Origin of the sequence: Actinoplanes sp. NPDC023936 (genome assembly GCF_040639325.1) — a bacterium.
In the GTDB taxonomy this organism is placed as follows: domain Bacteria; phylum Actinomycetota; class Actinomycetes; order Mycobacteriales; family Micromonosporaceae; genus Actinoplanes.
Map to the genome: position 1 here is coordinate 66,179 of NZ_JBEZZR010000007.1, position 10,425 is coordinate 76,603.

General features: G+C 70.3%; 9 protein-coding genes. 6 read left to right on the forward strand and 3 right to left on the reverse strand.

Annotated features, from left to right (window positions below; all coding sequences use genetic code 11):
- Window positions 1-51: 51 nt before the first annotated feature.
- On the forward strand, window positions 52-903 hold the full coding sequence (locus tag AB0F72_RS12465; protein WP_360429497.1) for a menaquinone biosynthesis protein: 852 nt from the start codon (window positions 52-54) through the stop codon (window positions 901-903).
- Here AB0F72_RS12465 and AB0F72_RS12470 read toward each other — a convergent pair.
- From AB0F72_RS12470 to AB0F72_RS12480, 3 genes are all read right to left on the reverse strand, one after another.
- Window positions 900-1,853, reverse strand: a complete 954-nt coding sequence (locus AB0F72_RS12470; RefSeq protein ID WP_360429500.1) for an aldo/keto reductase — start codon at window positions 1,851-1,853, stop codon at window positions 900-902. The genes AB0F72_RS12465 and AB0F72_RS12470 overlap by 4 nt on opposite strands.
- 148 nt (window positions 1,854-2,001) lie before the next feature.
- A complete protein-coding gene (locus AB0F72_RS12475) occupies window positions 2,002-2,817 on the reverse strand; it encodes an SWIM zinc finger family protein (protein WP_360429503.1) in 816 nt (271 codons plus the stop codon).
- 1 nt (window position 2,818) lies between these two features.
- The gene (locus AB0F72_RS12480) at window positions 2,819-5,860 is read right to left on the reverse strand and encodes an SNF2-related protein (RefSeq protein ID WP_360429506.1); all 3,042 of its coding nucleotides are present in this window, start codon (window positions 5,858-5,860) and stop codon (window positions 2,819-2,821) included.
- Window positions 5,861-6,001: 141 nt separating this feature from the next.
- On the opposite strand from AB0F72_RS12480, the gene mqnC reads away from it, so the two are divergent.
- The 5 genes from mqnC to AB0F72_RS12505 all read left to right on the forward strand — a co-directional run bounded on the left by mqnC (window position 6,002) and on the right by AB0F72_RS12505 (window position 10,420).
- Window positions 6,002-7,243, forward strand: a complete 1,242-nt coding sequence (mqnC, locus tag AB0F72_RS12485) for a cyclic dehypoxanthinyl futalosine synthase (RefSeq protein ID WP_360429509.1) — start codon at window positions 6,002-6,004, stop codon at window positions 7,241-7,243.
- A 313-nt stretch (window positions 7,244-7,556) separates the two neighbouring features.
- Window positions 7,557-8,252, forward strand: a complete 696-nt coding sequence (locus tag AB0F72_RS12490) for a demethylmenaquinone methyltransferase (RefSeq protein WP_360429512.1) — start codon at window positions 7,557-7,559, stop codon at window positions 8,250-8,252.
- Between the two features lie 49 nt (window positions 8,253-8,301).
- Entirely contained in the window at window positions 8,302-8,562 is a 261-nt protein-coding gene (locus AB0F72_RS12495; RefSeq protein WP_360429515.1) for a hypothetical protein, read from the forward strand.
- A 119-nt stretch (window positions 8,563-8,681) separates the two neighbouring features.
- On the forward strand, window positions 8,682-9,971 hold the full coding sequence (locus AB0F72_RS12500; RefSeq protein WP_360429518.1) for a geranylgeranyl reductase family protein: 1,290 nt from the start codon (window positions 8,682-8,684) through the stop codon (window positions 9,969-9,971).
- Window positions 9,972-10,054: 83 nt separating this feature from the next.
- Window positions 10,055-10,420 (forward strand): NADH-quinone oxidoreductase subunit A, encoded by a 366-nt coding sequence (locus AB0F72_RS12505; RefSeq protein ID WP_014440403.1) that lies wholly within the window; start codon window positions 10,055-10,057, stop codon window positions 10,418-10,420.
- Window positions 10,421-10,425 lie beyond the last annotated feature (5 nt).

Sequence of the window (10,425 nt, forward strand, 5' to 3'; positions counted from 1 at the left end):
CGACGTGCTCCCTACGGGCCTCTTTCGTGGGACCGGGGATAACGTCGCAGCATGAGCGACAGCGTCCGTCGGCCCCGGGTCGGGCATATCCAGTTCCTCAACTGCCTCCCGATCTACTGGGGTCTGATGCGCTCGGGCGCTCTCCTCGACGTCGATCTCCACAAGGACACCCCGGAGCGGCTCAGTGCCGCGCTCGTCGCCGGTGACCTGGACATCGGGCCGATCACCCTGGTCGAGTACCTGCGGCACGCCGACGAGCTGCTGCTCCTTCCCGACCTGGCGGTCGGCAGCGACGGCCCGGTGCTCTCGGTCAACCTGATCTCCACCCGGCCGCCGGCCGAGCTGGACGGGCGGCCGGTCGCGCTCGGCTCCACCTCGCGGACCGGGGTGCTGCTCGCGCAGATGCTGCTGGCCGAGAGGTACGGGGTCGAGCCCGAGTACTTCCGCTGCCCGCCGGACCTGTCACAGATGCTGATGGAGGCCGACGCCGGTGTTCTGATCGGCGACCCGGCGCTGCGCGCGATGTACGAGGCTCCCTCCCTCGGCCTCCAGGTGATCGACCTGGCCGAGGCGTGGCGGGAGTGGACCGGGCTGCCGATGGTCTTCGCCGTCTGGGCGGTCCGCAAGGACTTCGCGGCCGCGCACCCGGGCCGGGTCAAGGACGTGCACGAGGCGTTCCAGCGGTCCCGTGACCTGGCGCTGCGGGAGCTGGACGAGGTGGCCGAGGCCGGGGCTCGATGGGAGCCGTTCGACGCGGCCACCCTCGCCAACTACTTCCGGGTGCTGGACTTCTCGCTCGGCGAGCGGCAGGTCGCCGGGCTGCGCGAGTTCGCGCGGCGGGCGGCGGAGCGGGGCGAGGTGCCACCCCTGCCCCTCGGCGGACCGGCGTTCGCGGACGTCTAGCTCAGGATCTCGTCGAGGGCTGCCACGTCGGCCACGCTGAGCTGCCACGACGCAGCCGACGCGTTGGCGTGCACCTGCTCGGCCGTGGTCGCCCCGGCGATCACGCTGGTCACCGCCGGTCGGGCGGCCAGGCCGGCGATCGCGACGTCGAGCAGGCTGTGGTCACGCTCCGCGCCGAACACGGTGAGCGCCTCGATGGTGTCCCAGTCGGCGGTGTCGAGCCAGGACGCGTAGCGGTCGGTCGACATCCGGGTGCCGGCGCCGGCCGGTGCGCCGCGCCGGTACTTGCCGGTCAGCAGGCCGGCGTCCAGCGGGAAGAACGGCAGCAGCCCGAGGCCGAACTGCTCGCAGGCCGGCACGACCTCGGCCTCGGCGTCGCGGTGCAGCAGGCTGTACCGGTTCTGGGCGCTGATGAACCGGGTCCGGTCGCTGGTCCGGGCGGTCCAGTCGGCGTCCGCGATCTGCCAGCCGGAGAAGTTCGAGTTGCCCAGGTAGCGGACCTTGCCGGAGCGGACGAGGTCGTCCAGGGCGGCGAGCGTCTCGTCGATCGGGGTGGCCGGGTCGGGCTCGTGCATCTGGTAGAGGTCGATGTAGTCGGTCTCCAGCCGGCGCAGCGACGCCTCGACGGCGCGGGTGATGTACCGCCGTGAGCCGCGGGCGCCGAAGTCCCGGCCGTTCATGCCTTCCATGTTCATGCCGAACTTGGTGGCCAGCACCGCCTCGTCGCGCCGGCCCTTGAGCGCGGCGCCGAGCAGGGCCTCCGATGTGCCGTGCGGGGTGCCGTAGATGTCCGCGGTGTCGAAGAGGGTGATGCCGGTGTCGAAGGCCGCGTCGACCACCTCACGGGTGCCGTCGGCGTCCAGCTTGCGGCCGAAGTTGTTGCAGCCGATGCCGACGACGGATACGACGAGGCCCGAGTCGCCCAGCCGGCGGTAGGTCATCTCACTCATGAGTTCCCAATTCTAATATCGGATTTCGTCTATTGACACGACTTGTTACGCCTCGCAGAGTTGAGGGCGTTCCGGGTAGCCTGTCAAGCCGCCGCGTCCATCGTGGACTCGCCCACGATCGGTCCACGATGGACGCGGCCCCGGCGCCTCATTCCTCGGGTCTGCCCAGGTCGCGATAGGCGGCTCGGAGCGTGTCCACCAGCGGGATGTGCCGCACCACCACCTTCGGCGGGTCGAGCGCACGCAGCAGCAGCTCCGGTGGCGCGGCGCCGCGAGCCGGCCGTTCGCGCAGCCGGCCCAGGCTGATCCCGGGGGCGTAGAAGTCGGCGAGCCGGTCCTCCAGCGGCTCCTCCTCGACGGCGAGCGGGTCGGCCGCGTCCTCGTCCGGCTCGGGGGTTCCCCGGAGATCGTCGAGGAGCACGTCCCGGGCCCGGCCGCGCCAGGCCAGCACCAGGAACGGGTCGTCGTCGAACGCCTCGGCGAGCACGTAGAGCGCTGCCGAGCCGTGCTTGCACGGAACCCCCCAGTCCGGGCACGAGCAGGAGATGTCGAGATCGGACGGGAAGAGCGGCATCCCGAGGTCGGTGAAGAGATCGACGATCTCGTGCGGCATCTCGCCGGCCAGCAGGGCGGCACGGTAGAGCGCCTGCCCGGCCAGTGCCGCCGTGATGTCGGCCCACTGCTCCTCGTCGTAGGCCTCGATCCGGATCTCCACCTGGTACGGCGTGGGTCGTGACCCCTGCACCCGGGCCGTCACCCGGCCCGGCCGCAGGGCGAAGTCCATCACCTGGCCCTTGCGCGCATAGGTCCGGCCACGTGCCAGCCGCCCCGGCTGGCAGACGTCCTCCAGCACGTCGACGAACCGGCGGGACCACCACTGCTCGCCGATCTTGCCGCGCTGCGACCGGACCGCGAGGCCGCCATCCACCTTGATCGGGGGCGCGGATTCGAAGAAATGAGCCATGTCAGCGCACCGCCGCCGGGTCGAGGGAGAACAGCTCCCGCAGCTGATCGGTGCTCAGGTCGGTGATCCAGTCCTCGCCGGTGCCGACGACCGAGGAGGCGAGCGCCTTCTTCCGCTCGATCATCTGATCGATCTTCTCCTCCAGCGTCCCGGTGCAGATGAACTTGCGGACCTGCACGTCGCGCGACTGCCCGATGCGGAACGCCCGGTCGGTGGCCTGGTCCTCGACCGCCGGGTTCCACCATCTGTCGAAGTGCACGACGTGGTTCGCCGCTGTCAGGTTGAGACCGGTGCCGGCCGCCTTCAGCGACAGCAGGAACACCATCGGCTCGGTGCCGGTCTGGAAGCGGTCGACCAGTTCGTCACGGCGGGCCTTGCTGAGCCCGCCGTGCAGCCAGAGCACCGGGCGGTCGAGCTGAGCGGCGAGGTAGGGCTGGAGCAGCGAGCCCCACTCCGCGTACTGCGTGAAGACCAGGGCCTTGTCGCCGTCCTCCACGATCTCCTCGGCCAGCTCCTCGAGGCGGGCCAGCTTGCCCGAGCGGCCGGGCAGGCGGGAACCGTCCTTGAGCAGGTGGGCCGGGTGGTTGCAGACCTGCTTGAGTTTCATCATGGCGGCGAGCACGTTGCCCCGGCGCTGGATGCCCTCGGTGCTCTCGATCTCGGCCATCATGTCCTCGACGACGGCCTGGTAGAGGGTGGCCTGCTCGGGGGTGAGCGAGCACCACACCTTCATCTCGTTCTTCTCCGGCAGGTCCGAGATGATGCTCTTGTCGGTCTTGAGCCGCCGCAGCACGAACGGCCCGGTGGCCCGTTTCAGCGCGGCCGTGGCGTCGGCGTCCTGCCGGTTCTCGATCGGCTCCTGGAACCGCCGCCGGAACCGTTTGGCCGGGCCGAGCAGCCCGGGATTGCAGAAGTCCATGATCGACCAGAGCTCGGCCAGGTGGTTTTCCACCGGGGTGCCGGTCAGGGCCAGCCGGGTCCGCGCCGGCAGCGCCCGGACCGCCTGGGACTGCCGGGTGCCGCTGTTCTTGATCGCCTGAGCCTCGTCGCAGGCGACCCGTCCCCAGGTCACTCTCCGTAACGTCTCAAGATCACGCAGCGCAGTGCCGTAGGTGGTCAGCACCAGGTCGGACTCGGCGACCGCGGCGTCGAACTCCTCGTCGCGCAGCCGGGTGCCGCCGTGGTGCACGTAGACCCGCAGGCTCGGCGCGAACCGTGCCGCCTCCTTCTGCCAGTTGCTGACCAGCGACATCGGGCAGACCAGCAAAGTTTTCCGCTCCGGGTCGGCGGCCTTCTCGGTCAGCAGCAGCGACAGCGTCTGCGCGGTCTTGCCGAGGCCCATGTCGTCCGCGAGGATCCCGCCCAGTCCCAGCCGGGACAGGAAGGACAACCACGAAAGACCCCTTTCCTGGTACGGGCGGAGCGTCCCGTGGAAACCGGCCGGGGTCGGCAGCGGGGTGAGCCGGTCCGCGGCCTGCCCGGAGAGCAGATCGCCGAGCATGCCGTCCGCGTCGACCTCGACCAGAGGCAGGTCCTCCTCGCCGCCCTCGACCACCTGCTGGAGCACCTCGCCGGCGGTGAGCTCACCCTCGTGCCGGCGGCTCACCGCCTTGAGCGCGGCCTTGAGCTGGCGATCGTCCAGCTCCACCCACTGGCCGCGGACCCGGACCAGCGGCACCTTGAGCCGGGCCAGCTCGGCCAGTTCCGCGGCGGTCACCGTGCTGTCGCCGATCACCAGGTCGAGCCGGAACTCGACGAGCTGCTCCAGGCCGAACCCGGAGTCGGCGACCGCGCGGGAGGCGCCGGCCTTGGACTTGGATTTGGACCGGGTGGTGAGCTTGAGGCCGATTCCCTTGCGCCCCGCCCAGGACGGCAGCTGCACCCCGAAACCGGCCGCCTGCAGCAGCGGCGCGACCTGCCGGAGGAACTCGAACGCCTCACCGGTGGCGAGCGGCATCGCGGCCGGCTGCTTCTCCAGCAGCGCCACGTGCAGCAGCGGGAAGAGCCGGACCGCCCGGCCCAGCCCGGCCAGCAGCGTCTCGTCCGGGCGGCGCGGCAGGCCGGGGAAGCGCTCGCCCTCCCAGAGCGCCGCGGCGGGCAGGTAGAGGCTCGGGTCGTCGGCGGACTGCAGCGCGAACTCCAGCGACCACTCGTCGGCACCGGGCTCGGCTTCACCGACCGGCGGCGGTTCGATCAGCCGGAAGCTGACCCGGATCGGACCGTTCGCCGCGTTCGCCGCGTGCATCCAGCCGTCCAGCGCCTGGCGCAGCTCGCGGACCTCGCCGCTCGGCGCGCCGGGCAGCGACGGGTCGTCGGCGGTGAGCGCGGCGAGCCAGCGGTCCGGCAGGGCTGCCTTGGGGCCCGGGCGCGCGCCGACCAGGATCCGCTCCGGCATGACGTCCCGCGCCGCCTGGTCGACCAGGGCGTCCAGGGCGTCGCGGACCGTCCTGCCGATGGGGTGAGCGGCCCCGACCGCTCTCGCCACCGGTGGCATCCCGGCCGCGAAGTCCCGATAGGTCGCCGCGTCCGCCCCGGTGAGCACCGGCCGCCAGCGCGCCGTTGGCACGCCCGACTCGATCACCAGTTGCGGCAGCATCCGGCCGCGCCGGGCCAGGTCACAGGCGTAACCGGCGAGCAGGCAGAGGTAGCGCAACGACGGGCCGGCCACCCAGGGGCCGCTCGGGTCGGGCTCGGCCAGCATCGCGAGCACCGGCGTGGCGGACCGGGCCGGCACCGCGAGCACCGGAACCGTCCAGGAGCCGAGGCGAAGACCCCGGGTCGCGGCCTCGACGCCGGTGTCGGGGGAGGGCAGGGGTCCGCGCGCCGTCCCGGGCAGGACTGCGGTCGCGGTCTCGCTCACCGCGTCGGCGACCGGCTCGCCCAGCGCGGCGCGCAGCGATTCGGCGGAGGTGGCGAAGGGGTGCGGCCGGGCGCCGCGTGACCGGGACGCCGACGCTGACGGCAACTCGGGGTCCTCGGCCCAGAACACGAGCTTTCCCGGTCCGCCTCGGCCGGGCACCCAGCCACCATGAACGACGAGCACTTCCACCCCCTGAAAAGCCCCGTCGAGGTTACCCCCGTCCCTGCAAGCGGGCCCCCAGCCGAGCCTCGGCGCGCGGATCCCGCTCCGGGCGGTGACCCGCGCCGCTGCCGACTTCCCGCGTGGAGTCGTACGCTTCGAGTCGTGACCGCGAATCCGGAGATCGACAGCATCCTGCAGCGCGGCGCCGACGGCGGGCGGATCACGCCCGAGGAGGCGCTGCTTCTCTACACGCAGGCCCCGTTCCACGCGCTGGGCGAGGCGGCCGACGCGGTCCGGCGCCGGCGTTATCCGGACGGCATCGTCACGTACCTGATCGACCGGAACATCAACTACACGAACGTCTGCGTCACCGCGTGCAAGTTCTGCGCGTTCTTCCGCGCGCCGAAGCACAAGGAGGGCTGGTCGCACCCGACCGAGGAGATCCTGCGGCGGTGCGGCGAGGCTGTCGACCTCGGCGCCACCCAGGTGATGCTGCAGGGCGGCCACCACCCGGACTACGGCGTGGCGTACTACGAGGACCTCTTCTCCTCGGTGAAGCAGGCGTACCCGCAGCTCGCCATCCACTCGATCGGCCCGAGCGAGATCCTGCACATGGCCAAGGTCGACGGCGTGTCGATCGAGGAAGCGGTGATCCGGATCAAGGCGGCCGGGCTGGACTCGATCGCCGGCGCCGGCGCGGAGATGCTGCCCGAGCGGCCGCGCAAGGCGATCGCCCCGCTCAAGGAGAGCGGCGAGCGCTGGCTCGAGGTGATGGCGGTGGCGCACCGGCACGGTCTGTCCTCGACCGCGACCATGATGATGGGCACCGGCGAGACGAACGCGGAGCGCATCGAGCACATCCGCATGATCCGTGAGGTGCAGGACCTGGCGGTGGCGAACGGTTACCAGGACGTCCCGGTGGAACAGTCGCACCAGGTCGGTGGCTTCCGGGCCTTCATCCCGTGGACGTACCAGCCGGAGAACAACCACCTGAAGGGCCGCACCCAGGCCACCACGCTGGAGTACCTGCGCTTCATCGCGGTCTCCCGGCTGTTCTTCGACAACGTCGCCCACCTGCAGGCGTCCTGGCTCACCACCGGCAAGGACATCGGCCAGCTCTCGCTGCACATGGGCGTCGACGACCTCGGGTCGATCATGCTGGAGGAGAACGTGATCTCCTCGGCCGGCGCCCGGCACCGGTCCAACCTGCAGGGCCTGATCTCCATGATCCGCACTGCCGACCGGATCCCGGCGCAGCGTGACACCTGGTACCGGCACCTCGCCGTGCACCGCACCGCGGCGGAGGACCCGACCGACGAGCGCGTGGTGTCGCACTTCTCCTCGATCGCGATCAAGGGCGGCGGAGCCGGGCGCACTCAGTTGCCGCTCGTGGAGGCTTCCTGACCCCTTTGGGGGGTGGTCGTCGGCCGTTCGGCCAGGTTCGGCTAGTCGGACCGGTGAGGGAGGGTTGCTCCTTCGTAACGAGCCTGCCGGTTGCCTGTACCCGGTCTTTGGCGCTGGTTAAGTTGCCTGCGTAAGGCAACGAACACCAATGCGTCGCCAGCCGCGGTCAGGTCGGTGACGAGCAGTCGGACCCGACCGATGGCGGTCGTATATATAAAGCACAAGGTGTGGGCGGGATGGGAAACCATCCCGCCTGTTCTGTTTGCGGGGGCGGTTGGCCGGGGTGGTCGGACGTGGTGGCAGAGTTGATGCCGTGAGTCGCGCAGATCTGGACAAGCAGCCCCACGAGGTCGCCGAGATGTTCGACGGCGTGGCGAAACGCTACGACCTCACCAACACGGTTCTCTCCTTCGGCCAGGACCGGGGCTGGCGTCGCGCCACCCGTGCCGCTCTCGGGTTGCGGCCCGGCGAGCGTGTCCTGGACGTGGGGGCGGGCACCGGCGTCTCCACCGAGGAGCTGAGCCGGTCGGGCGCCTTCGCGGTCGGCGCGGACCTCTCGGTCGGGATGCTGCGGGCGGGCCGGTCGACCCGGCCGGCCGTGCCGCTGCTCGCGGGTGACGCGCTGAGGCTGCCGTTCGCCGACGCCGCCTTCGACGCGGTGACGATCTCCTTCGCGCTGCGTAACGTCGTTGACACCACCGCTGCGCTGCGTGAGTTCGGCCGGGTGGTCCGGCCGGGTGGGCGGCTGGTCATCTGCGAGTTCAGCCACCCGACCAATGCCGCGTTCCGGACGGCCTATCTGTCCTACCTGATGCGGTCCCTGCCGGCGGTGGCCCGTCGCGTCGCGACCAACCCCGACGCGTACGTCTATCTCGCCGAGTCGATCCGCGCCTGGCACGACCAGCAGAGCCTGGCCGCCGTCATCGCCGAGTCGGGACCGTGGGATCGGGTCGGCTGGCGCAATCTGACCGGCGGCATCGCGTCCCTCCACCGCGCTACCAGGGTATAAATCCGGCAATCGGCGTACAAAGCTAATAAACGCTGTTTAGCTCGGTTTTATGACTGATATCGGGCATCTGGAGGACACCGACATCGATCTGGCGATCGATGAGGGCGAGGCCGGCGAGCGCCGCGCCACCGAGCTGGCCAACCGTCTGCGGATGGTCGCCGCCGAGGACCCGCTGCTGGCCCAGGACCTGGTCGAAGGGCTCATCGTGGCGCTCGACCGGGCCATGGGCGGCACCATCCGGGAACACCTGGAGGGCCCGGCCCTCGGCGTGGCGGACAAGGTTCTCACCGATCCTGAGCAGGCACGTTAGCCACGCCCAAACAATTAGGCGGACCTAAGCGCAAAGATCTTCGATGGTCGGCCTACACTCCGATCGAGGCATGCTTGTGAACTAATTCACGAGCATCCGCGTGGAGATGGAGGTTGGCCGTGAACGACCGCGGAACCGGTTCGATCGTCGCCGATGAAGCAGACGTGATCGTGGTCGGTGCGGGGCCGGGCGGGTCCGCCGCGGCGTACCACCTGGCGCGGCACGGCGTGCGCGTGCTGCTGCTGGAGAAGACCGAGTTCCCGCGCGAGAAGGTCTGCGGCGACGGCCTGACGCCGCGCGCGGTGCGCCAGCTGATCCGGATGGGTGTGGACACCTCCGAGAAAGCCGGTTGGCTGCAGAACCGGGGCCTGCGCGTGATCGGCGGCGGCGTCCGCATGGAGCTGGACTGGCCGGACCTCGCGAGCTTCCCCAACTACGGGCTGGTCCGGACCCGGATGGACTTCGACGACCTGCTGGCCCGGCGTGCGACGGAGGCCGGCGCCCTGCTGCGCACCGGCGTCAACGTCACCGGCCCGGTGTTCGACGAGGACGGTTACGTCATCGGCGTCGAGGCGAAAGCCGACGGCGAGCCGGTCGAGTACCGCGCGCCCCTGGTGATCGCCGCGGACGGCGTCTCCGGCAAGTTCCCGCTGGCGCTCGGCCTGGCCAAGCGCGACGATCGCCCGCTCGGCGTGGCGGTCCGGCGCTACTACCGGTCGCCGGCCAAGGCCGACGACAACTACCTGGAGTCCTGGCTGGAGCTGCGCAGCGCGCAGGATCCGGCGCGGCTCCTTCCCGGGTACGGGTGGATCTTCGGTCTCGGTGACGGCCGGGTCAACGTCGGCCTCGGCATCCTGAACTCGTCCGACGCGTTCGGCAAGACCAACTACCGCGCTCTGCTCACCGACTGGCTCGGGAGCACCCCGGAGGACTGGGGCCTGCGCGACGAGGAGAACGCGGACGGCCCCACGCTCGGCGCCGCGCTGCCGATGGGCTTCAACCGGGTGCCGCACTACACCCGCGGCGTGCTGCTGGTCGGCGACTCCGGCGGCATGGTCAACCCGATGAACGGCGAGGGCATCGCGTACGCGATGGAGTCCGGCGAGCTCGCCGCGGAGGTCGCGGTGCAGGCGCTGGCCCGGCCGGCCGGCGCCGAGCGGGAGCGCGCTCTCCGGGCCTACCCGGCTGAACTCAGTCTCCGGTTCGGTGGTTACTACCGGATCGGCGGGATATTCGTGAAGCTGATCGGGAACCCGCAGATCATGCGCGCCGCGACGAAGTACGGCATGCCGCATCCGACGCTCATGAAGTTCGTCCTCAAGCTCCTGGCCAACCTCACCGACCCCCGGGACGGCGACGCCATGGATCGCATCATCAACGGTTTGACCAAGGTGGCGCCCTCCGTCTGAAGACGGAATCGGGCACCCCGAGCAAAGGGATACAAAAGCGCAGCAACTAGTGTGAAGCGGCTAACAGTCGTACGGGAGTGAACATGACGATCAACCCTTATGTCCCGATCGTCGGGTTGCTGATCCTCGGCGCCCTCTTCGCGTTGTTCTCGGTGTCCGTCGCGCCGATCGTCGGGCCCAAGCGGTACAACAGGGCGAAACTCGACGCCTACGAGTGCGGTATCGAGCCGGCCCCGCAGCCGATCGGCGGCGGCCGATTCCCGGTGAAGTTCTATCTGACCGCGATGCTCTTCATCATCTTCGACATCGAGACCATCTTCCTGTACCCGTGGGCCGTCTCGTTCGACGCGCTCGGTCTGTTCGGGTTCGTGGAGATGGTCCTCTTCATCGTCACCGTCTTCATCGCCTACGCGTACGTGTGGCGGCGCGGCGGCCTGAACTGGGACTGATAACC

What these genes read in the sequence shown, in the direction of transcription:
- AB0F72_RS12465 (WP_360429497.1), top strand. Translation starts at nt 52, where the DNA reads ATGAGCGACAGCGTCCGTCGGCCCCGGGTCGGGCATATCCAGTTCCTC.
- AB0F72_RS12470 (WP_360429500.1), bottom strand. Translation starts at nt 1,853, where the DNA reads ATGAGTGAGATGACCTACCGCCGGCTGGGCGACTCGGGCCTCGTCGTA.
- AB0F72_RS12475 (WP_360429503.1), bottom strand. Translation starts at nt 2,817, where the DNA reads ATGGCTCATTTCTTCGAATCCGCGCCCCCGATCAAGGTGGATGGCGGC.
- AB0F72_RS12495 (WP_360429515.1), top strand. Translation starts at nt 8,302, where the DNA reads ATGACTGATATCGGGCATCTGGAGGACACCGACATCGATCTGGCGATC.
- AB0F72_RS12505 (WP_014440403.1), top strand. Translation starts at nt 10,055, where the DNA reads ATGACGATCAACCCTTATGTCCCGATCGTCGGGTTGCTGATCCTCGGC.